Consider the following 22,252-nt stretch of genomic DNA (forward strand, 5'->3'; position numbering starts at 1 on the left):
GCAATTCCGGTGAGGGCCCCGCTGGCAAACCGCCAGCGGGGCCCTCACTGTTTTTTTGTCCCAAGTCCGCGCGCCCCTTTCTCCGAGTGCTCCGCGGCTTTATCCCATGAACACACCTACTGCTGGGCAAGTCTGAGCAAGTCCGGTTAGTGGGTCATTCACCCGGATATATGCACGGTACGGATGACCCGATAACGGTCGTCTGAGACATAACCCGACAAATGGCTATCGGCCACTCGTCGGGGAGCGTCGAAAACGGGGCAATCGATCCTTTAGGGGGAAACGCAATGCCCAAGCTCAAGAGTGTCATCGCAGGCCTCGCCATCAGCACCGCCATGGCCGGCGGAGTGGTCGGCCTGGGCGCCGCGACGACCGCCACCAGTGCCAGCGCCGCTCAGATCAGCACCGGAACGTCCGTCCTCACCGGCGGCGGCTGCCACCGGCGCCGCTGCGGCTGGGGTGGTGGTGGCTGGGGCGGCCACCGCAGGCACCACAACCGGATTCACATCCACATCTTCAACCACAACCTGAACAACAACATCAACGAGAACCGCCGTCACGAGCGTCGCTTCGACCGGTTCGACCGGCGTCACCGCGACGACTTCGACTTCGGCGATCGTGAGCGCGACTGGTGACAGAGCCCACGCGGTGGCGTGAGCTGGTGGCGCCGTTGAGAGCGCCGCTCGGGAGCGCGCTGACGCGCTGAACTCCCGGTCACCCGGTGAGTGCCCGTATTCGCACGGACGACGTCCTCCGAGCAGGAGCGACGCCCCACCCGGCGGATACGGGCACTCCTTTTGCCACGACCCCCGACTCTCACCGAACAGCACCCCTGACCCACCCGGCTTCCCGCCGGGACCGCCCCCGTCCCCCGTCGCGTCCCGTCTAGCGGGTGGTGGGGAGGGACCAGCGTTTGTTGGTGTCGTTGACCGCCAGCTCGGCCGGCGTGAGGTCGACGTGGACCGGGATGCCCGGCCTGCCACCGACCTTGACCAGGAAGTTCCCCCGCCCCGGCGGCTCGCCGTCGCGATCGCGGGCACCGTCCCAGCTGGGCGGGGTGGACCAGTCCACGATCATGCGTTGTTCGTGGGCCGACATCCGCACGACCTGGGTGAGCGTGGCCAGCTCGGCCTCGGGCAACCCGCCACAGATGATCATCCCGGCGCGTTCGGCGAACCCCCGGGCCTTGAGCCGGTCGGCCTCCTCCGTGAGGGCGAGCAGGTCGCTCATGGTGTGCGTGATCATCGCTTGGCCGACGCCTCTCTGCCTGTTCAGGCGGGTGAGCGCGTCGACCCGGTCGACCAGGCCGCGCCCGGCCCGCAGTACTCGCCACAACTCGTCCAGCACCACCCAGAAGCGACGCTGCGGTGCCAGCCGGGCGTCCGCCAAAGCATGCGCGGCCTCGATCGCGCCGAACCCCTCCGACCAGCAGGCCAACAGCACCGCCGCCTGCAACTCCTGGTCGGCCTCATCGATGCCGGAGATGTCGATGCAGGCCCCAGCCGGGTTGTCCAGCCGGATCGGGGTGGTGGTGGCCCGGGCGAAGGTGTCCCCGAGCGGCCCGTCCAGCAGCCCGAGCAGCGAGGCGTGCAGGGGATCGACGACCTGCCGATAGCGCTCGTCACTGCCGCGGGCCAGGGTGACCGCCCGCACCGGGTCGGGTCCCGCGTCGATGACCTGGATCAGGTCGGGCAGGATCGGTACGCCGTGGTGGCGCTCGTCCAGCACCCGCAGGGCCGCCGACAGTACGGTCCGCTCGGTGTCGGCCACGGGCCGGCCGCGCACGATGGTGATCAGGGCGGCGACGGCGTTGAGCCGCCTGCCGTGCGCGTCGGCCAGCAGCCGCTCGCGGTCCAGGCCGGACAGCCGCGCGGCGGCGGCGCCGACCTCGCCGGGGTCCAGCACGTTGAGCGCGCCGAGCCCACGGCCGAGCTTGATGATCTGCCCTCCCATGGCGGCGATCAGATCGGTGTAGTCGGGCTTGAGATCGCCCAGCACCAGCGGGATCACGCCGTAGCCGGCCAGGCCGACGACCTGGCGGCGTACCAGGGTGGACTTGCCCAGCCCCGGCTTGCCGAGGACGAGCTCGGACGGGTTGTGGATCAGTCCGGCGCGGGCGAACCACGAGATCGGGTCGCAGCACAGGGTCGCGCCGCCGGTCAGCTCGCGCCCGAGCGGCACGCCGATCGCCGGCGTGCTGAACCCGACCCCGAACGGCCACAACCCGCACACCTGGACGGTGGTGCCGCGCCATTCCGGCGGCGCCTCCACGTACGGTACGCGGCCACCGCCACGACCGCCGTACCCGCGCGCGCCGAGCCGTCGGCCGGAGGGCGAGGAGGAGTGGGTCGCACCTGGCATGATCGTCAGCTCCAGACTGGGTCTCTTCCGCGCCGCGGACAAGGTGACGCGAGTCCTTGGTCCCGTGCCGGGGAGGTCAGATCGTCTCCCTGACGAATGCGGGGATCCGCAGGTGGTCGGGCAGGACCAGGCCGAGGGGCAGCGCGGCGGCGAAGGCGGCGGCCTGGGCGCCGTACATGCGGCGCAGCCGTACCCGGGCCGAGGGGGCGAGGGTGTCGATCGCGGCGGCGGCCGCGGGCAGGTCCGCCGGCTGCGGGACGGTGGCGGTGACGAGCATGGCGAAACGCACCAGACCAGCGCCCTTGGCCTCCTCGCGGGCGCTCTGGTCGGCGGCGGCCACCGCCACGGTGTCGCGGGCGGCGGCGTTGGCGCCGCCGAGGCGGAAGCGGGCGTCCTTGCGGTCGCGTTCGACCAGGCGGGCGGCCCCGGCCGGGTCGTAGGGCCGGTACAGCAGGGAGACACGCTTGCGGGCGATGTCGCGGTGCGGTGCGAGCAGGTCGGTGAGCACCGGCGAGAGGACCTCGCCCCTGGGGGCTTCGCTCATCCCCCAGGTGACGGAGATCCCGGAGTCGTGCCGGTAGTGGTCCCAGGCCTCCTGGGCGGCGGCCGGGCCGACCTGGTCCCAGGACTGGGCGGGTGACACGCCCTCCGAGCGGGCCGCGTCCAGCAGCCGCCGGCTGTCGGGATCGTAGGCGACGCGGATCGCCTCGGCGATCTCGGCGCTGGTCATGGGCCGGGCGACGCCGGCGCCGGCCATGCCGAGCCCGGCGGTCAGGCCGGGCAATCGGGTGGCGATCTCGCGGGTCACGGCCTCGGTGGTACGGGGGCGTCCGCCGCCGCGTGCGTTCGCCGCGTAGGTGACGGCTATCCGGGTGAAGACCTGCGCGGATCCGGCGGGGTAGGTGCGTACGACGTCGTTCAGGACGGCCGCCGCCAGCTCGGGGGCGTCGGGTGAGAGGTTGCCTGCGACCTCGCGCTGGAGCCGGGTGCCGAGGTCGGGCGCTGTCTCGATGGTGACGGTGGCGGCCACCAGGGACGGCTCGTAGGCCAGGCCGGCCAGCCACTGGCCCCAGTGCGCCACCCAGGTGTCGACCTGGTCGGCGTCGACCAGCGCGGCCCCGTCAGCGGACGCCTCGAACACCGCGGTGTGATGACCGGTCGTCGGCACGACGATCAGGCCGAACTCGCGCTCGCAGGAGTCGGTGGCGTCCACGACGTACGAGCATGCGGCCAGGCCGGGCAGCTGGAAGGAGCCGGCGTGGGCGAAGCCGAGCGGCCCGGACCGGTACAGGTGCCGGCCTCTGCCGCGGCCGCGCAGCCAGGACAGGCGGGCGGTCGCGGTCTGCAGGCCGGTACGTCCGTGCCGGTCGCGCAGCAGCAGCATCGGCGCCAGTACGAAGGCGAGGGCCGCGGCGAGAACGAGTGCGGCCCGCAGCGAGACCATCGTGGTGATCACGCAGGCCACCAGCCCTCCCAGCAGCAGCAAGGTGCCCATCAGGCCCAGCTCGCCGATACCGGGGCTGGTGGGGCGGCGCCAGTTGCCGTAGGTGCGCTCGGACTCAGCGGTCGCCATCCGGTCCTCCTTGTCGTCGGGGTGACTGGGTGCTGCCGTCGGCACGGCGGTACGTCGCGCCGGCCCTGGTGGTCGTCTGGTTGGTGGCCGTCGGATTGACGGTCGCCGCGTTGGCGGTCGCCGGGTCGGTGGCCGTCGGGTCGGTGGCCGTCCGGTTGACGGTCATCGCGTTAGTGGTCGACGCATTAGTGGTCGCCGCGTTGGCAGTCGCCGGGTTGGCGGGAGCGGCTGCCGCGAGCCCGGGGTCGCGATCCGTGGCGTTGGCCAGGGGGTCTGGGGCGGGTGCGGTGGTGCGTGCGCCGCAGGGTCCGGCGGGGGTGCCGCCTCTGCCCGCGTCCGCGCCGGGGGCGGCGGAGTGGCTCCAGCCCGAGGCGGGCAGGACCCGGGCTCCGGTGGCGACGCCCGTACCGAACGTGGCGGCACCGGAACCGCCCCCGCCGGAGCCGACAGTACTGATCGCCGGGGCCAGCAGCCGCATCAGCGCGGGCAGCGCCACGACCGCCAGGGCGATCACCACCAGGCCGGACATCTGCGCCAGCTCGGAGGCGGGGGTGCCCATCGCCAGGAAGGCATAGCTGTAGACCGTCGCGGCGGCGGGTTTGTACAGGGCGAAGGCGAGCCCCCAGACCGCGATGCGGGTCAGCCAGGTGCGCCCCGCCTGAGTACCGCTCAGGGCGGCCGCCATCGGCAGCAGGCCGGTCAGCAGCCCGAGCAGGGCGACGCGCGCCAGCATCAGCATGATCTGCAGGACGCAGGAGATGATCGAGACGAACGCCAGGATGATCATCAGGCCGGGAGGCAGCGTCAGGGTCTGGAAACCGGCCAGCCGGGTGATCGCGCCGGTGAAGTCACCGCCGTCGAGCGCCTGGCCGACGATCCAGGTGGAATAGGCGTCCCCGGCCTCGACCAGCAGCGACATCGCCGCCGTCGCGCAGCCGGTGACCACTGTCAGGGTCAGCAGGCCCGCCGTGGCCCGTATCGCGGGCTCGGCCCGCCGCCGCAGGGCGAGCTGTCCCGCGGCGATGATCAGCCCCAGGACCGCCAGAAGGCCGACGTACCAGTGCGTACGCTCCTGCAGCCAGGCCACCGGGCCGACGCTGTCGGACAGAGGCGGTGCCGGCGTGCGCGCCCAGAAGCCGGCCATCATGCTCAGGACCTTGACCTGGGCCTCCTGCAGCGCCGCGGCGAGCTCGTCGAGCATCCCGCCGGCGGCGACACTCTCGGCGGCGCCGCCGACCCCCGCGCAGATCGCGTCGGCCCCGGGCAGGTCGCACAGGCCCGTGCCCCGCGGCGGGTCCGGCGTGCCCGGGGCAAGGGGCATCGCGGCCGTCGCCGACCTCACCGCGATCACACCCCGCCCCACGGCACGAACCCCGCCAGCGAGCTCACCGCCTGCAGACTCGGACTGATCGACCCGTCGGGCTGCAACCGCAGCCGCCAGTCGTCCCCGCTCCACGCCACGGTGACGGTGTTGACCTGGAGCTGCCCCGTGGCCGCGAAACGGGAGACGAGCTGGACGGTGGCCACGTCAGGCGTGTACGAGGCGATCGCGAAGGCGGCCAGTTGCCCGTAGCCGCCGGCGGCCCGGCCGGTGTCGGCCCGCACTTGAGCCCGCTGGGCGACGTAGGCGTCCCGGCCGGGGCCGGGCATCACCTGCGACTCGACGACGCGCCGCCAGTCGTCGGCCAGGACGAACCTCGTGGCGATCTGCCAGGCGGCGATCAGCGCGCCGGTCGGCGTCCGGGCGAAGCAGCGGTGCACGTCCGCCTCGTGGCGGTGCGGGCCGTGCTCGCGGGAGGCGGGTTCGGCGACCCCGTGGAACACCGTCCACGCCACGTCCGCCGGCGGCCGCGTCGGCAGCGCCTGGGAAGCCGCCTCGGCAGTGGCCGGACACTGCCCCGGCCCCGGGGTGGACGGCGTGTCCGACAAGATCGGCAGTGCAGCCGGTGAGGCCGATGCCGACGGCGGCCCGGTCGAACCGGAGGAAGCGGGTGGCAGCCCGGACGAAGCCGATGGCAGCGGCCGATCGGCGGTCGAGTCGCGGTCGGGCCGCACGAGCACGACCACGGCCAGAACCGCCAGCGGAGCCACGAAGACAACGGCCGCCCAGAACGCCGGGCCACGCGAAAGCCCGGGACCACGCGAGGACCTATGAGCACGCGAAAGCCCAGAACCACGGGAAGGCCCAGAACCGCGCGAAAGCCCAGGACCACGTGAGGACACCGGATCGCTCGAAGGCGCCGGGCCGGCCGAGGGTCCTGAGGTGGTGGAGGCCGGTGGTTCGGGGGATCGTGGGCTGGTCGGTGTCATGACAGCAGGGCGCCCACCAGGCCGGAGGCCGAACCGAGGAGCACACAGGCGGCCATCACCCACGCCAGCCCCGCCGCGTGCCGGCCGCCCTCCCCGCGGTGATGGACCAGGGCCATCCGGGCGGCCACGCCCATCACCCCGGCCACGCACGCCCCGGTCGCGATCCACGCCGCCCAGCCCAGCGCCGTCAACAGCTTCTCCGATCCGGGTGGCGGCGTTCCCATGCCCGGATCCGGCACCGTCGCGACGCCGGTGACCAGGAACAGATCAGACAGAAAATGCGTCATGAAGGCCCTCCGGGGTGATCAGCTGCAATTTTCTGGTGCAAGTCGCCGACCCCGTGACCGCGCCCCAGGGTCCATGCTCATATAGAAAATGACCAAGCCCGCCTTATTTCTCCCGACACCGGTGAACCCGAAGCGGCCGACCATCCGAATAACCCGCATCACAGGCCGTTGACCAGGTAAAACCTTACTACTCGGGATCATTGTCAGCCACCAGCGACACCTATCTCAGTGCGGGTGTCCGCAATGGCGGAAAGCGGCGGATGCACATCGATGATTCCCGGCTTCGACAAATTTGAAATTGCAGCGATAAGAGGGACGTTGGGGCGCGTTCGACATGAATAAGGGTGGAAAACTGGCCATCGTGGCGACGGCCGCATTCCTGGCTCTCCTGATCGGCTTGGTGCTGCTCCTGAGCAGCGGCCCCCCAGGGTCCGGCCCGCCGCTCGCGTTGCGTCCCGGCAGCGTCCCCGCTGCCTATCAGGCGTGGGTCAGCCGGGCGGGACGGGTGTGCCCGCAGGTGAGCCCGCCGCTCATCGCCGCCCAGGTGGAGGCCGAGAGCGGCTGGCGGCCCACGGCCCGGTCCAGCGTGGGGGCGCAGGGCATGGCGCAGTTCATGCCCGCCACCTGGGCGAGCTACGGCCGGGACGCCGACGGGGACGGCGTCACCAGCCCCGACGACCCCGAGGACGCGATCATGGCCATGGCCCGGTACGACTGCACCCTGGCCCGCACCGTCGCGAGCCTGCCCGGGGACACGATCTCGAACATGCTCGCCGCGTACAACGCCGGCCCTGGCGCGGTCCTGCGCCACAAGGGCATCCCGCAGTACCCGGAGACCCAGGAGTACGTCCGCCGCGTCCTGTCCCGGGTCGCGCACTACACCGACACGTCGATCACGGCGATCGGCGCCGCCCGCTTCGGCAGCGCCGTGGTGGCCACCGCCCAGCGCTGGCTGGGCACCCCGTACGCCTGGGGCGGCGGCGGCCCCAACGGTCCCACTCCCGGCATCGGCAGGGCCACCGGCATCGTCGGCTTCGACTGCAGCGGCCTCGTCCTCCATGCCGTCTGGGCCGCCTCCGGCGGTCGCGTCCAGCTCCCCCACCTGGCGGCCACCCAGGCGACCGAGTACGGCACCGCGGTATCCCGCGACCAGCTCCTGCCCGGCGACGTCATCGGCATCGACCACCGCGACGGCCTCGGCATCAGCCACATCGTCATCTACGTCGGCCGCGGCGAGGTCATCCACGCACCACGCCCCGGCGACGTCGTCCGCCTCGCCCCCTTGAGCGCGTTCGCCTCCGCCGCCTGGACCATCCGGAGATACGCATGACCCCACACCCCGCTCCCCCCGCCGCCCCGCCGGCCGTCCGATCGGCCGTCCCGCCTGTCCTCACGGCCGTCGTCACCACCGCGGCCCTCGCCCTCGCGGGATGCGTCGCCACCGAGCCCGCGACGACCGCGTCCACCCCCGTCCCGGAGGCACCGGCTCCGCCGCCCTCGGCCGTGGCCACCACCGCTACCCGGGAGCCGGCCGCCCTCGATCCCGGCACGATCGACCAGCGCGACGCCGACGCCGTCAGCGCCGCCGTACTGACCGCCATGTGGAGCATCGACACCACCACCGACCGCGATCAGCGCGATGCCGTCCTGCGCGCCGCCGGTTGGCTGACCCCGGCCTACCTGGCGGACCTGAGAACCGGCCCGCAGGTCGGCACCGACGCCGCCTGGGCCGCCTGGGCCGCCCAACGCGCGCACACGCGGCCGGCGATCACCGCCGGACATGACGCGCGCCCACCCGACACGGCGACCCACGCCGACCGGCAGTGGCAGCTCACCGTCACCCCGATCGGCGCCGACGGCCGGCCTGGCCGGCCGCTCACCATGACCGCGTTCGTCGCCCTGCAGCGCCGCCAGCGCAGCGCCCCCTGGCGAGTCTCCGCCGTCACCCTGCGCTGACTCCCAGACCGGCACTCTCGTCAGGGAGCCGCCACCGTCCCCCCGCCCCCGCTCCTCAGGCCGGCACAGCCGCCGGGGAGCACAGCCCTTGGCGAGCACAGCCGTCCGGGGGGGGGCACAGCCGCCGGGGAGCGCAGCCGCCGCGAGCGGCGGGTGCCCGGGAGAAAGCGGAAGGCGCCGTGGCCGGCCTCCACGCGGAGTCGGTCACGGCGCCTTCAGAAAGTGCGGGCCTCAGCCCTTGCCCACCTCCTGCACGTTGAGCCGCTTGTCGGTCCTGGACGCCATCGGCTGTCGCGTCTCGACGGTGACGTTGTACTCACCGACCATCGCCACCTGCGTGAGCGCCTGGTAGGTGCCGGGTTGTCCGGGCACCTCGGCCATGACGATGGGTCCCTGCCGATGGGCCATCGGCATGGCGACCATGTCCGTCCAGGCGACGACCTGCGCCCTGGTGATCGGGTCGTAGCTGCCGGGCGCGCTCACCTTGGCCTCGATCCGTACCTGAAGGTCGCCGAGGTGCGTGAGGGTGACATCGATCGACGCCTGCGGCTGCGCGGCGCCCCCCGGGCGTGCCCCGGCCGCCGGTTGCGGGACGGCCGCCGGAGCGGCGACCGCCGGTGCCGGGGCCGTCGGCCGGGTGACGAGGAAACCGATCACCCCGATGGCCAGGGCGCACGTCATCCCGGCGCAGCAGCCGAGCAGCAGGCCGTGGTAGAACGGCGTCAGCCCCGTGCCTTTCCGCGCCCGGCGCCGTCCGCGCGGCACCGGGTGGCGGGCCGGAGCCGCCCCGCCGGGCGGCTGGTCGGGCGCCCTGAGCTTGCTCATCAGGCTCATCCCGACCTCCGTCCGTGGCTGACCCGGTTTCCCTGACCCGCCGCGCCGAACCACAGGTACGGGTGTTCCCAGCGGGCAGGCTCGTGCTCCGGACCCTCCATCGATCCGTCAGGCAGCGGCATCAGGTCCGGCCGGAGCGCGGCGTGCACCCGGAACAGCCCCCACTGTCCCCCGTTGAGATGACGGGGCAGCGTGCTGGAGCGGTACAGGTAGTCGCCCGGCACGTGCCGGTAACCGCCGGCCCCACCGGTGCTCGTCGGGTCGGCGACGAGGTCCCAGACCACGCCCGGAACGATGTTGTAAACACTGCCCGGGTTGAACTGCCCCTGGGTGGCCGCGATCTGGGACTCCGGATCGGTGGGCGCCCGGCGCCAGGTGTGGCCGTGCAGGGCGAAGCTCGTGGAGCGCGGGTCGCCCACGGCCTGCCCGACCCGGAAGACCGTCCTGTCACCGGCGTACGCCTGGAACAGCGGCGTCGCCGGGTCACCGTGCACGGCGGAGCTGAAGATCTTGGTGATGTCCTGGTTCACGGCGAACCGGTGGGACCAGGGTTCGTTGCGGTAGTTGATGGAGAACTCTCCCTGGTCCTCCGGGTCGTCGGCCTCCCTGCTGGGTTGGAGCACCAGGTCGAAGTTGTCCGGCACGGGCTTGCCGTCCTTGCGGAACAGCGCCAGGTCGCTGTTCATCAGGACGATGTTCTCCCGGAAGTCCGGCTCCGTGGGGTGAGTGATCACCGCGCTGGTGCCGCTGCTCAGCGGCTCGCCGGTCACCGGGTTCAGGTACTCGGAGCCGGGCTCCTCGATGATCAGCGCCCCGTACAGGCCGTGGTGCAGATGGTTCTGTACGTCGGCGTGATCCCGCAGCAGCGCCATCCCGATCACGTCCCTGGGCACCACCCAGTGGTACTGGATGCTGCGCCCGGGGGCCACCGGCTTGGGCGGCAACGCCTGGACGAGTTGCGGGCTGATCGACGCCTTCGCGCTCACCGGGAAGGGCCTGAAGCCCGGGACGTTCTCCTCGTTCCTGGGCGGCACCTGGAGGCACCGCGGGAAGCGCAGCTCGTTCTCCTTGAAGCCGAGTTGCCCCGGTTCCAGTGCCTCGTGGCAGTGCGGTTTCATCTTGCGCGGATCGAGCTTGTTGGTGAAGTTGACGGTCACGCAGTCACCCGCGTTCGCCCGGATCACCAGCGGTTCGGGCTGCTTCTTGCCTTCGCGCAGCGCTCGCTCGTCGGCCGCCAGCGCGTACATCAGGCCCTGCGGATCATGATCGCCGGACTTGTTGTACGTGATGTCCTTGTTCATGGCGACGATGTCGAACGTCCGGTCCTCACCGGTACGGCAGTGTGGGACCTGCCGGGCCGCCGCCAGGTCGGTCAGCCCTCGCCCGCGCCCGTCGTGCTCTCCCGTGCAGTTGCGCCGCGGGAAGTCCGGCAGTTCGGCGATCGGCGCCCTCCCGGAGCGCGGGTTGGAGCACGAGAAGAGGCGCAGCAGTCCCCAGTCCCCGAGGAACCAGTCATCCGCGCCGGCGTAGTTGTACTGGTAGTCGGTTATCTCCAGATCCGGTGTCGGCGGTGGCGGCGGCTCGTCCGGCGGCGGAACCACGTCGAAGTATTCGAGCATGCCGATGTGCTGTGCTCCGACGACGTTCGACTCGGGATCTCGGGGCTCGAACCGCCACCGGAACTGGTCGAGATTGAATCCGTGTGACTCCTCCTGAGAAAGCTGGAAGAGCCGGAACTTCACCGGATCACCCTTGTACGCCCTGAGCAGCGGCGTGAACGGATCCCCGTGGACCGCCGAGTCGAACATGACCGACGGATCCTTGTCCCTGCGGGCCTCGAACGGTTCCAACCGGTAGTTGATCCCCATGCCGCCCTGGTCGTCGTCGCTGGACGGGAACTTGGCCGGGAAGATCGGCACCCCGAACGGGGTCTCGAACTTGTCGTCGTCCCGCCTCCTGGGATCGTTCGGCTGGAACAGCGGAACGTGATCCTCGATGAAGAGTGAGAAGTTGCGATAGTCGACGCCGTCCGTGCGCTGGTTGTTGTAGTCGACCGTCGGCTTGCAGTGCACGTCGAAGACGGTCCCGATGAGCGCCCGGCCCCTGGCGTGCGGCAGTACCGGCACGCACCCGGCCGGGTGGATGGTCGAGCCGCCGAAGAGCCCGTTCTTCTGGTGGACGTTCGGGAAGAAGTGGTCGTGGAACGAGTTCGTCGTCGTGTTCTCGTGCACGAAATCGCGGTAGGTGATCGTCTGCCCTGGCCCGGCGCCCTGGTCGTAGTTCCAGCCGTTGGCGGCGCCGTCGGACGAGAGCACGTCGAAGTGCACCATGTGCTGGTGGATGCCGGCCTCATTGGTCACCTGCAGGCGGTCGAAGACCGTGCCGCCGAACACCCGGGGCAACTCGTTGGTGAACTTGTAGACCACGCAGTCGCCGACGTTGAGGATGGGCGCGAAGGGTTCCGGTTTCTTCCCGTTCAGGACCGCCTGTTTGTCGGACTGGAGCACGTAGACCCGTGCCTGCGGATTGGTCCATTTCAACTCGGGGTTGTACTGCTGCCGGATCTGAATGGCCGCGACCCGGAAGATCTTGACGGGCCGGTCGGCGGGACACGGGTCCTGGAAGAAGGCTCCCGGCACTTGCCCGCCCGGATCGGCCGCCGCCCGCTCCAGGGGCGTCGGCGGGAAGACTCCGCCCGGCGACCGCTCGGCGAGCCCGAGCGGCGGCTTCGGCGCCTTGAAGCCGAACACCCCCGGGACGAACCCCGGGAAGCCGGGCCTGGTCGGCGTCGGCGCCGGCGGCGGCTGCACGCCGGGGACACCCGGCTGGTAGTCGTGGTCCGGCAGCGGGATCAGTGGCGGCACGGGCGTGCCGTCAGGGTTCTTCCGCGTGCCGTTCGACAGCGTGTCCAGCGTGCGGTTGAGGCCCCACATGCCGTTGGCGAAGTGCGGATAGAGGTGGCAGTGGAAGATGACGTCGCCGAAGGTCGCCGGCTTGTCCTCACGTGACGACCCCGCGCCACCCTGGATCACCAGGGGATAGTGGCTCCCCGGCGAGACCGCCTGCACGTCGAGGATGTTGGTCGTCGTCGTCCGGTGGGTGGGCCGGCTGATCGCGTCGATGCCGCCCTCGTCGGCCGGGTCGAACATCCAACGGTTGACGTGCCAGTGGAAGGTGTGGGTCTCGAACTCCGCGGGGTGCAGCAGGCGTACCTGGGTCGGCTCGCTGCGGTAGTTCGCGATCACCAGGTCTCCGCCGCCCGGGTCGCCGAACGCCCATGAGGAAAGTGACGTCTCCTCACCGATGCAGCGCTCCGCGTCGAACCCCTGGGCGGCGCGCCTGGCTGCCGGGCACCCCACCTCCTCGCGGTTGAACCCGGGCTCGGAGCGGTAGTTGAAGGCGAACCACTCCAGCTTGATCGGGATCTTCCCCTGTACCAGGGCGTCGGCGTCGCCACCGCCGAGACCGGGCAGCGTGCCCTTGGTCAGCAGCCTGAGCTGGGCCCTGGTGGGCCGCACGCATTCCGAGCCGGCCGGCGCCGCGTTGTCCTCGGCGCGGCAGAGCCGGGTGAGAATGCCCGGCTCGGCCTCCACCTCGTCGTGCATGAACAGCACGTGCTCACGGAAGTCCACGCCCTCCGGCCGCTTGATGACGGCCCGCGTCCCGGACTCCAGCGGCTGGCCGGTGCGGGAGTCCACCCAGATCGCCCCCGGCTCCTCGATGACGAACGCACCGAACGCGCCGAACGCGTGTGAACCGATGAAACGCACGTTGCCGTTGCGATCCACCGGCCGGGTCTGCTGGGAGGTGAAGTCCGCCCCGTCCTTGAACTGGAACTCACCCTGGGTGTTGGCGTGCAGGCTGTAGGTGACGGTCTTGCCGGGCGGGGCGGTGGAGTCCGGGTTGTTGCCGGCCACGGTGCCGTCCGAGCGCTTGACGTCGTAGTCGAGCCCGTCGAAGTGCATGGAAGCGTTCGGGGCGAGCCTGGGGTCGAAGTCGATCTCCGGGACGGTGCGGGCGGGGGCGAACTCCCGCGGCTTGCTGGTCACCGTGCCGGCCGGCCGCAGTTTCTCGCCCGGCAGCGGGAAGATCGCGGCGTTGCGTATCCGCTTGTTCAGCGGCGGCGCGGGCTCGTTGAGCCGGTTGGTGAAGTGCACCACGACGCAGTCGCCCTGGTTGGCGCGCAGCGTCAGCGGCTCGATGAGGTCCCGCTGCGCCGCCCTGCGCGGGTCCGCGGCCTGCGTGTAGGTGGCGCGTACCGCCGCGATGTTCTTGTCGAGGACGTACATGCGCCCTTCGGGCACCACGTCACCGAAGCGGTTGACGAACAGCGGCACGTTGATCAGGGAGACGTCGAACGTCCTGGGCTTCTGCCCGACGCACGGATGTCTCGTGGGTACCGCCGCATTGGGCAGCCGCTCGGCGATCGCGTGGCTCATCAGCCACATCGACCCTCCGGCCAGAGCCATCCACAGCCCCGCACCGGTGACCAGCAGCAATTTGAGAGGCCAGGACCGGCCGCGGGAGCGGCCGGTGAGATAGGCCGCCACTACGGCGGCCAGCACCAATAGCGGTATGAAATCGGCGTACGGCGCGGACAACCATCCTCCTACCGAATGACCATCAAATGGTCGTTCTCGGGAGGCGACACAAAATTTTCGGCCAGAGGGGATGACCGCCTGCACCGCGCGATCGCCCCCGAGATTCCCGACCACACGGCTGCCCATGCGCAGGTTATGGGGACGAGCCTGGAAATCCGCGAGCGACCCGCCGAAGATCGTCGTCTGAAGGACCGGCGGGCTTTCTGTGATAGTCGCCGGAGCGGAGGATTCGCCGGCCGGAGAAGTTCAGGAATCGGGAGAGCGGGGGACAAGAGCCGGCCAGGTGGGAGAGAACATCCGGACACCGGCCTGAAAATGACACAGCGAGGGCCCCGCTACCTGTGCCAGCGGGGCCCTCACCGGAATCGCCGTGAAAACGTGTGGAAATGACTTCTGGCCGAACCACGCGAAGCGCGCGGACCGCCCTGGAAAGGCCCGACATTCACCGGCCTAACATACTCACCGGCGAAAGGCGGCCGCCCGGGCAACAGCCTTCATTTCCGTGCCGTCAGCGCACGGCTCATGTCACCACCAGATCGGCTGCTCGGGCTGCTCGGGCACCTCGGCCACCTCGGGCTCAGGCGTCTCGGGCACCATGAGCGTCGGCCACTCCTTCTTCTTCTCCTTCTCCTCTTCCACGAACTCGGGCTTGAACTCGAACCTCTCGTTGTCCCTGTCGAGCCGACGCTCGTGGCGACGCTCGTTGTCGAAGCGGTCGTTCCGGTTGAAGTTGCGGTTGTGGATGTTGATGATGAGACGCTGGCGGTTGTGGTGGCCACGGCGCCAGCCCCAGCCACAGCGGCGCCAGCCCTGGCAGCCACCACCGGTGAGGACGGACGTGCCGGTGCTGACCTGGGCCGCAGCGCCGGCGCTGGTCGTGGTCGCGGCGGCACCCAGGCCGACCACGCCGCCGGTCACCGCCGTACTGATGGCGAGGCCTGCGATAACGCTCTTGAGGTTGGGCATTGTATTTTCTCCCTAAAGAATCGATGGCCCGGTGCTCGACGCCTCCTCGATAACCAGCAAAACCGGACTACCGGGAAACGGTTCGGATGACCACTAGCGAGTCATCCGTATCGAGCATATTTCCGAGCGAAATGACCAACAAACCGGAATTTACTAAGTTTGCTCGACAATAGACATCCTCATGGCTTCTTGCGCAGAAAACCGATATCCTCCCCCGGCTGCTCAAGGACTGGACAGCAAAACGGCAAACGACACACAACAACGACACCCGGACCTGGACCGGCGCACAGCGAAGGCCCCCCTGGCATATGCCAGCGGGGCCTTCACCGGAATTGCCGTGAGGCGCGGGGACATGAATCCCAGGGCCGAGCCGCGTGGAAAACGCGGACCGCTCCCGAAAGCCCGGGATTCAGCGACCGGACTCCGCCTCCCGGCGAGAGACGGCCGCCCGCGGAATACGGGCAGTCATCCCCGTGCCGTCAGCACACGGCTATGGCCGGTCCGTCACGCGGGTGCTTGGGCCGAGAGGCCCATCGGCCAGTGGTGATCGTGGTGCTCGTGCTTCTCCTCGGGCTTGAACTCGAACCGGTCGTTCTCCCGGTGGAGGCGACGCTCGTGACGGCGGTGGTCGTCCCAGTGGTCGTTACGGTTGAAGTTGCGGTTGTGGACGTTGACCCGGACGTGGTTGCGGTGGTGGTCGCCACGGCGCCAGCCGCCGCCCCAGCCACAGCCGCGCCAGCCACAGCCGCCGCCCCCGGTGAGGACGGACGTGCCGGTGCTGACCTGGGTGGCGGCGCCGGCCGCGGTCGTCGCGGCGCCCAGGCTGACCACCCCGCCGGTCATCGCCGTACCGATAGCGAGTCCTGCGATAACACTCTTGAGCTTGGGCATAGCGTTTCCCCCTAAAGGATCGATTGCCCCGTTCTCGACGATTCCGGGTTAACCCGGAACAAGTCCCGGACGGCCATGCGGGGCCATCCAGTGAATGTCATTGCCGCAGTACGCCCCAGCAAACAGATATGCATCCATTTTACGATACATTAAGAATCTTATTGCTCGCATTAACCATTTATCGCTGGAAATAGTATGGATTATCCGGATATGTCCAATTTGGCGAGCAACAACAGCGAGGGCTCCCCACCCGCTGTTGAGCACATACGCGCCCGAACCCCGCGACTGAGCGGTTCGGCCACCTTGTCGAGGATGAGATCGTAGGCGTGCGCGCCCCGGGGGAACTCCCCCTTGGCGTGCTCGACAGATGTGGGCCGCCCCGATCGACCGGACGACCCCACGTCGCCGGTGCCGCACACACCGGCCACCTCGGCACCCAGCGCCTTGGCGATCTGCGTCAAAGGCGCCATCAGGAGTGCGGGCACAGACGGACAGACCGCCCGGCGAGCGCTCAGGCGGGACTGGCGCGGGCTGTGCGCTCAGACGGCCTTGCGCGGGCTGCGCGCAGGCGACCATGCGGGGGCTGCCGTCCTCAGGCGGACTTGCGCGAGCCGTGCGCTCAAGTAGCCTTGCGGGCTGCATTCTCAGGCGGCGTTGCGCGGCCTGCGCACAGGCAGCCATGCGGGGCTGCCGCCCTCAGGGGGCTTGCGCGGGCTGCGCTCTCAGGCCGCCTTGCGGGGCCCGCCGCTCTCAGGCGGACTTGCGGGTCTTGCGCTTCGGCGGGGCCTTTTCCTCGCCTTCCTTCGCCTGCTTGGCCTTGCTCGCGGCCTTCTTCGGTTTGGCCGGCTCGCCTTCCCGTTCGCGCTTGGCCGCCTCCACGCTCGCCCTCAGCGCCGCCATCAGGTCCACCGCCGGCCTGGCCTCCTCCTCCTCAGGAGCCGCGATGACCTCCTTGCCCGCCACCTTCGCCTCGATCACCTGTTGCAGAGCCTCGCGGTAGGTGTCGTGGTATTCGCTCGGGTCGAAGTCCGACTCCATCGTCGAGATCAGGGACTCGGCCATCGACAGCTCCTGGGCGCGTACCTCGATGTCCTCCTCCAGGAAGGCGAAGTCCGGCGCGCGGATCTCGTCCGGCCAGAGCATGGTCTCCAGGACGAAGACGCCGTCGCGCACCCGCAGCGTGGCCAGGGACTCCCGCTGCCGCAGCGCCACCTTGACCACCGCCACCTGGCCGGAGCTCTCCAGCGCGTCGCGCAGCAGCACGTACGGCTTCGCCCCCTGCGCGTCCGGCTCCAGGTAGTACGACTTGGCGAAGTAAATGGGGTCGATCTGCTCGGCCGGGGTGAACTGCAGCACGTCGATCCTGCGTGACGTGCTCAGCGGCAGGTCCTCGAAGTCCTCGTCGGTGAGCACCACCATCTCGCCCGTCGCCAGCTCGTATCCCTTGGCGATGTCGGAGTAGGGGACCTCCTCCCCGTCCTGGGTGCACACGCGCTTGTAGCGGATCCGGCCGCCGTCCTCGCGGTGGACCTGGTGGAACGTCACGTCCTTCTGCTCGGTCGCGGAGTAGAGCTTGACCGGGATCGTGACCAGCCCAAAGGAGATCGCACCTTTCCAGATGCTGCGCATCGGCACTCCTCAGCTCTCAATGGCCCACCAATGGGCACATACCCGTCATGGGGCAACCAATGCCATACCCGATCGAACCAATGCTGGCTGTACCTGGGGAACTACCCTCCGATCGCGAACGGTACGGCCTGGAGGTCAAGTGGGACGGCATCCGTGCCATCGTCCATCTTGACGGTGGCCTAAAGATGACAGGGCGACATGGAGTGGAATATACACGTCGTTATCCGGAAATTTCGGGCTTCGGGGTGAAGAACGCCATCATCGACGGCGAGGTCGTGGCCTTGGACGCGCGCGGCAGGCCCAGCTTCGAGCGGCTGCAGCGGCGCATGCACCTGACCGACCCCGAGCCGGTGCTCCTGGAGCTATTCCCTGTCACGTACATGCCCTTCGACCTGCTCTATCTCGACGGTACGCCGCTGTTCGAACTGCCCTACAGGAACCGCCGCGCCCTGCTCGACGAGCTCGACGTCGGTGCGCCCCCGTACTTTCCCGGCGACTCCGACCTCCTCGCGGCCACACACGAGCAGGGGCTGGAGGGGGTCGTCGCCAAGCACCTCGACTCCCCGTACCGGCCCGGCACCCGCTCCCCGTGGTGGATCAAGGTGAAGAACCTCACCACCAGGGAGGTCGTGATCGGCGGCTGGAAACCCGGCAAGGGCCGCCGGGCGGGCGGGGTCGGGTCGCTCGTCATGGGGGTTCACACGGATGAGGGGCTGACCTACGTCGGACACGTCGGCACCGGGTTCACCGACGCCGTACTGGACGACCTCTACCGGCGGCTGCGCCCGCTGGAGATCCCGAGCAGCCCCTTCCACAACCAGGTCCCGTGGCGGAACCGCTGGGTCAGGCCCGACCTGGTCGGGGAGGTGGCGTACACGATGTGGACCGATGAGCAGCGGCTGCGGCACCCTGTGTGGCGAGGTCTGCGCCCGGACCAGAACCCCTTGGAGGTGACGCGATGAAGGTGCCGGTCAAGGTCGACGGGCGCGAGCTGACGCTGAGCAACCTGGACAAGGTGCTCTATCCGGACTTCGGATTCACGAAGGCCGAGATCATCGACTACTACAGCCGCATCGCGCCCGTCCTGCTGCCGCACCTGCGGGGCAGGCCCCTGACCGTCAAGCGTTACCCGAACGGCGTCGGCTCCCAGTTCTTCTTCGAGAAGAACGCCCCCGAGCACACCCCCGGCTGGGTCAGGCGGGCCAGGCTGCCCGTCCCCGGCAGTACGAAGAACCGCGAGAGCATCGACTTCGCGATCCTCGACGACCTGCCCTCCCTCGTCTACTACGCCAACCTCGCCGCCCTCGAACTTCACGTCCCCCAGTGGCGCGTCGACGACGACGGCGCGGCGCTGCCGCCCGACACGCTCGTGTTCGACCTCGACCCCGGACCGCCCGCGACCATCGTGGAGTGCTGCCGGGTGGCGCTCGTGCTGCGCGAGCTGCTCGCCGCCGAGGGCCTCACCGCCAGGCCGAAGACCAGCGGGAACAAGGGCATGCAGCTGTACGCGGACTGGGACTGCCGTGAGGAGCCCTCCGTATACGCCAAGCGGCTGGCCCAGCTCCTGGCGAAGGAGCAGCCGGCGGAGGTCGTCAGCGTGATGTCGAAGAAGGCCAGGCCGGGCAAGGTGTTCATCGACTGGAGCCAGAACAACCCCGCCAAGACCACCGTGGCTCCCTACTCGCTGCGAGCCAGGGAGCGGCCGACGGTATCGACGCCGTTGATGTGGGAAGAGGTCGAAGCGTGCGAGCGCGCCGAGGATCTGGTGTTCGAGGCGCACGACGTACTCGCCAGGGTCGAGAAACACGGTGACCTTTTCGGCCGGGCGTAGTCTGGTTCCGTCCACACCAAGAGGGGGACCGAAGATGTCGGAGATGGACATTCGCGGGGACGACAGCTCCTATGACGAGGAAGACCAGGAGTTGTCGATCGAGACACCCGAGGCCGACGCCGCCGAGCAGCAGCGGGAGATACGCCTCAATTCCAGCAGGCTGCGCCGGGAGGTGCCGCTCGACGTTGATCCGGCGGACGCCGCCGAGCAGGACCGCGTGGTCGATCTCGACGACGAGGACTACCGCTGAGGGCGAGGTGATGGCGGTGACCTGCGCGGTGACGGCTCGATCGTGCGGCTCAATCGTGATGAGTGTCGCTGAGGTGTCGCCTACCCGCACGTAGGATGTCCGAACAGCCCGCAGAGAGACCTATGGAGACCCGCGTGACCGCAACCCCGGACGCCAAGCCCCGGGGCACCCGGCTGCCCCGCCTAGCCCGCCGCCGGCAGCTACTCAGCGCCGCGCAGGAGGTGTTCGTCGAGAACGGCTATCACGCGGCCGCCATGGACGAGATCGCCGACCGGGCCGGCGTCAGCAAGCCCGTGCTCTACCAGCACTTCCCCGGCAAGCTGGAGCTCTATCTGGCGCTGCTCGACCTGCACGTCGACGACGTGGTCAACCGCTGCCGGGAGGCGCTGGCCTCCACCCACGAGAACAAACTCCGCGTCCAGGCCACCTTCAGCGCGTTCTTCGACTTCGTCTCCACGCAGGGCGAGGCGTTCCGGCTGGTCTTCGAGTCCGACCTGCGCAACGTCGCGCCGGTGCGGCAGCGGGTGGAGCGCTCCCTGCGCGAGTGCGCGGAGATGGTCAGCGCGGTCATCCAGGAGGACACCGGGTGCACCAGCGACGAGGCCCACCTGCTCGGTGTGGGCCTGGTCGGCATGGCCGAGGTGAGCGCTCGCTACTGGGTCACCACGCACGGCTCGATCCCCAAGGACGCGGCCGAGCAACTCATCGCCCGGCTCGCCTGGCGCGGCATCAGCGGTTTTCCGCGTACGGCATAACCCGTTCGCTGGGCGCGATCATTTTGTCTTTTCCCGGGTACCAGCGGCCACGATGGGAGTGAGCCCGCCCGTCGACAAGGGAGCCACCATGGAAATCAAGATCGGCATACGGTCCGTGCACCGCGAACTCATTGTTGAGACCGACCTCTCGGCGGAGCAGGTCGAGGAGGCGATCAGAAACGCCCTGTCGGCCGACCGGGGCGGCGTGTTCGCCATCACCGACGTGAAGGGCCGCCGGGTGGTGGTGCCCACGGCCTCCCTCGGATTCGTCGAGATCGGTGAGGACGAGTCCCGGCCGGTAGGTTTCGGCGGCACGCTCTAGGCGCCCAAACCGGGGGTACGGCCCGGCGCCGTACCCCTATGCGACCACCGACCCCGGCTACACACACCCCCGCGACCGCCCACCCCGACACCACACATCCGGCGACCGCCCACCCCAACTCGACACACCCCGTGGCCGCGCACCCCGACTCCAACACACCCCGCGACCGCACACTCAGGCACAGGAATCCCTCGCGACCGCGTAGACGGCCCACGCACCCCCGCGAGCGCAGTCCACGCGGACGCACCAGGGCTGCGGGTGCGCCAGCGCGCAGACGGCCACCGGGCTGTCGAGCGCCAGACCTCAGCCCGCCTCGTCACCCGTCCCCGTGAGTGCGGGTGACCTCCGCCGGGTCCTGCCCCAGCACCGTGCTCCGGCGGAACGGCGGGCGGCGGGCGGCGGGCGGCGGGCGGCGGGCGGCGGGGTCAGCCTCGCGGGTGTGGGCTGCCGAGGCGGCAGCCCGGCGGCCGACGGCGCCGTGGGACGTGATCCCGCCTCGACTCCGTGGCCGGGCAGCCCGCGCTCTCCCTCCGCAGTACGGCGCGGGAAGTCCAGCGATTCGGCCCACATCTTGTCAAGGAACTGCTGTAGCGGCGCGAGGCCCTCATGCCTGGCACCGTACAGCCGTTTCGTGCCCCAGCGCCTCTCGATGACCGGACCCGCCCTCTTGGAGCCCCTGCCGCTGCCGCCGGACGGCGGGCCCGGTCACTTCGGAATGCCCGGCGCCCTGTCAGAGGCCCATGGCGGCCATGCGCTTTCCGTGCGCTTCCGTCAACCTCGCGAAAAGCCGGGAAATGTCGGTAGCACCCTCCCCCGCCGACTCCACCACCAGCAGTGCCAGCTCCGGCCGCGCCGAGGCCACCTGCTGCGCCTGGCTGAGCGCCTCGCCGACGAGCCGCCGCGCCCACAGCGCCAGCCGCCCGGAAGCCGCGGGATCCTCCTGGATCGCCGCCCTGACCCGCTCGACCGCGAAGCGCGAACGCCCCTCGTCCACCAGCACCTCGTCCACCAGATCCGCGATCGACGGATCGAGCAGCCGGGCCGCCTCGCGGTAGAAGTCGAGCGCGATGCCGTCCCCTACATATGTCTTGACCAGCGCCTGCAGCCAGTCCCCCGGCCTGGTCTGGGCGTGCCACGCCTCCAGCGCCGCGACGAAGGGGGACATCGCGGCGTCGGGGTCGGCGCCCAGCTCGGTCAGCCGGTCGCGCAACAGGCGGAAGTGGGCGTATTCGGTCACGGCCAGCTCGCTCAGCGCCGCCCGGTCCGCCAGCGAGGGTGCCAGTGTGGCGGCGTCCTCGGTCATCCGGGCGTAGGCACTGAGCTCCGCGTAGGCCAGCACACCAAGGAGATCGACGACTCCTGGAGACTCCTTCATGGAAGGCAGCGTACTTCGGAGAATCTTCGGGAACATACGCAAGCTCGGCCAGCGTTGTGGTATCGAGTACACTGCTCTGTGAAAGTGCGACCGCAGTGTGTTAATTCGGGGGATTCCCCTGGTTACCCCCCGCTCCCCGGGTGCGCGGTCGCTGATGACGCGAGAGGGCTGGCTCTACCGCGAGGACCCACGCAACGGGGGCTGTTTTCCGCCCGTCGGTCCCGGCAGGCCCGCCTTCATTGGAGATTGAGGCAGGCCACGCTGACGACTTTCCGAGACCTCGGAGTCACACCTGAGATCGCCGATGCCCT

The 22,252-nt window shown here is 69.9% G+C and carries 20 protein-coding genes; 9 read left to right on the top strand and 11 right to left on the bottom strand.

Annotated features, from left to right (window positions below):
- The first annotated feature begins 221 nt into the window (after positions 1-221).
- Entirely contained in the window at positions 222-635 is a 414-nt protein-coding gene (locus BLS95_RS16750) for a hypothetical protein (RefSeq protein ID WP_143043738.1), read from the top strand.
- 250 nt (positions 636-885) lie between these two features.
- On the opposite strand, the gene BLS95_RS16755 is transcribed toward BLS95_RS16750, so the two are convergent.
- From BLS95_RS16755 to BLS95_RS16770, 4 genes are all read right to left on the bottom strand, one after another.
- The gene (locus BLS95_RS16755) at positions 886-2,361 is read right to left on the bottom strand and encodes an ATP/GTP-binding protein (RefSeq protein WP_143043739.1); all 1,476 of its coding nucleotides are present in this window, start codon (positions 2,359-2,361) and stop codon (positions 886-888) included.
- Between the two features lie 76 nt (positions 2,362-2,437).
- The gene (locus tag BLS95_RS16760) at positions 2,438-3,934 is read right to left on the bottom strand and encodes an SCO6880 family protein (RefSeq protein ID WP_090932172.1); all 1,497 of its coding nucleotides are present in this window, start codon (positions 3,932-3,934) and stop codon (positions 2,438-2,440) included.
- Entirely contained in the window at positions 3,921-5,276 is a 1,356-nt protein-coding gene (locus BLS95_RS16765) for a hypothetical protein (RefSeq protein ID WP_218135810.1), read from the bottom strand. Before BLS95_RS16765 ends, BLS95_RS16760 begins: the two co-directional genes overlap by 14 nt.
- 5 nt (positions 5,277-5,281) lie before the next feature.
- Positions 5,282-5,863 (bottom strand): DUF8175 domain-containg protein, encoded by a 582-nt coding sequence (locus tag BLS95_RS16770; RefSeq protein WP_143043740.1) that lies wholly within the window; start codon positions 5,861-5,863, stop codon positions 5,282-5,284.
- Between BLS95_RS16770 and BLS95_RS54200 the strand changes: the two genes are divergently transcribed.
- Positions 5,853-6,089 (top strand): hypothetical protein, encoded by a 237-nt coding sequence (locus BLS95_RS54200; protein ID WP_143043741.1) that lies wholly within the window; start codon positions 5,853-5,855, stop codon positions 6,087-6,089. The two genes, BLS95_RS16770 and BLS95_RS54200, sit on opposite strands and share 11 nt — an antisense overlap.
- Positions 6,090-6,240: 151 nt before the next feature.
- Here BLS95_RS54200 and BLS95_RS16775 read toward each other — a convergent pair whose 3' ends face one another.
- On the bottom strand, positions 6,241-6,531 hold the full coding sequence (locus BLS95_RS16775; protein ID WP_090932178.1) for a hypothetical protein: 291 nt from the start codon (positions 6,529-6,531) through the stop codon (positions 6,241-6,243).
- 361 nt (positions 6,532-6,892) lie between these two features.
- On the opposite strand from BLS95_RS16775, the gene BLS95_RS16780 reads away from it, so the two are divergent.
- Together BLS95_RS16780 and BLS95_RS16785 are read left to right on the top strand one after the other, a co-directional pair.
- Positions 6,893-7,861, top strand: a complete 969-nt coding sequence (locus BLS95_RS16780) for a C40 family peptidase (RefSeq protein WP_176993229.1) — start codon at positions 6,893-6,895, stop codon at positions 7,859-7,861.
- Positions 7,858-8,487, top strand: coding sequence for a hypothetical protein (locus tag BLS95_RS16785; RefSeq protein WP_090932182.1), 630 nt, complete (start codon positions 7,858-7,860; stop codon positions 8,485-8,487). The genes BLS95_RS16780 and BLS95_RS16785 overlap by 4 nt, the downstream gene beginning before the upstream one ends.
- 231 nt (positions 8,488-8,718) lie before the next feature.
- Here BLS95_RS16785 and BLS95_RS16790 read toward each other — a convergent pair whose 3' ends face one another.
- The 5 genes from BLS95_RS16790 to ku form a co-directional block, all read right to left on the bottom strand.
- Complete coding sequence (locus tag BLS95_RS16790) at positions 8,719-9,312, bottom strand: hypothetical protein (protein WP_090932184.1); 594 nt, start codon at positions 9,310-9,312, stop codon at positions 8,719-8,721.
- A gap of 5 nt (positions 9,313-9,317) precedes the next feature.
- Positions 9,318-13,922 carry a hypothetical protein gene (locus BLS95_RS16795; protein WP_143043742.1) on the bottom strand — a complete coding sequence of 1,535 codons (4,605 nt, stop codon included), beginning with the start codon at positions 13,920-13,922 and terminating at the stop codon, positions 9,318-9,320.
- Between the two features lie 525 nt (positions 13,923-14,447).
- Complete coding sequence (locus BLS95_RS16800) at positions 14,448-14,888, bottom strand: hypothetical protein (RefSeq protein ID WP_090932188.1); 441 nt, start codon at positions 14,886-14,888, stop codon at positions 14,448-14,450.
- A gap of 504 nt (positions 14,889-15,392) precedes the next feature.
- Complete coding sequence (locus BLS95_RS16805) at positions 15,393-15,779, bottom strand: hypothetical protein (RefSeq protein ID WP_143043743.1); 387 nt, start codon at positions 15,777-15,779, stop codon at positions 15,393-15,395.
- A 750-nt stretch (positions 15,780-16,529) separates the two neighbouring features.
- Positions 16,530-17,408 carry a non-homologous end joining protein Ku gene (gene ku, locus BLS95_RS16815; protein ID WP_090932194.1) on the bottom strand — a complete coding sequence of 293 codons (879 nt, stop codon included), beginning with the start codon at positions 17,406-17,408 and terminating at the stop codon, positions 16,530-16,532.
- 80 nt (positions 17,409-17,488) lie between these two features.
- Here ku and ligD (BLS95_RS16820) point away from each other — a divergent pair, with 80 nt between their 5' ends.
- The 5 genes from ligD (BLS95_RS16820) to BLS95_RS16840 all read left to right on the top strand — a co-directional run bounded on the left by ligD (BLS95_RS16820) (position 17,489) and on the right by BLS95_RS16840 (position 20,566).
- Positions 17,489-18,370: a non-homologous end-joining DNA ligase gene (ligD, locus tag BLS95_RS16820; protein ID WP_218135811.1), complete on the top strand. Its 882-nt coding sequence runs from the start codon at positions 17,489-17,491 to the stop codon at positions 18,368-18,370.
- Positions 18,367-19,239, top strand: a complete 873-nt coding sequence (gene ligD / locus BLS95_RS16825; RefSeq protein ID WP_090932198.1) for a non-homologous end-joining DNA ligase — start codon at positions 18,367-18,369, stop codon at positions 19,237-19,239. Before ligD (BLS95_RS16820) ends, ligD (BLS95_RS16825) begins: the two co-directional genes overlap by 4 nt.
- Before the next feature lie 43 nt (positions 19,240-19,282).
- Positions 19,283-19,489 (top strand): hypothetical protein, encoded by a 207-nt coding sequence (locus BLS95_RS16830; RefSeq protein ID WP_090932736.1) that lies wholly within the window; start codon positions 19,283-19,285, stop codon positions 19,487-19,489.
- 134 nt (positions 19,490-19,623) lie between these two features.
- Positions 19,624-20,244 carry a TetR/AcrR family transcriptional regulator gene (locus BLS95_RS16835; protein WP_218135812.1) on the top strand — a complete coding sequence of 207 codons (621 nt, stop codon included), beginning with the start codon at positions 19,624-19,626 and terminating at the stop codon, positions 20,242-20,244.
- Positions 20,245-20,332: 88 nt separating this feature from the next.
- The gene (locus BLS95_RS16840) at positions 20,333-20,566 is read left to right on the top strand and encodes a DUF3107 domain-containing protein (protein ID WP_090932737.1); all 234 of its coding nucleotides are present in this window, start codon (positions 20,333-20,335) and stop codon (positions 20,564-20,566) included.
- A gap of 730 nt (positions 20,567-21,296) precedes the next feature.
- Here the strand turns inward: BLS95_RS16840 and BLS95_RS16845 are convergent.
- Complete coding sequence (locus BLS95_RS16845; protein ID WP_090932202.1) at positions 21,297-21,941, bottom strand: ferritin-like fold-containing protein; 645 nt, start codon at positions 21,939-21,941, stop codon at positions 21,297-21,299.
- Between the last annotated feature and the right edge of the window lie 311 nt (positions 21,942-22,252).

The sequence above is a fragment of the Nonomuraea jiangxiensis genome, assembly GCF_900099965.1.
Classification (GTDB): domain Bacteria; phylum Actinomycetota; class Actinomycetes; order Streptosporangiales; family Streptosporangiaceae; genus Nonomuraea; species Nonomuraea jiangxiensis.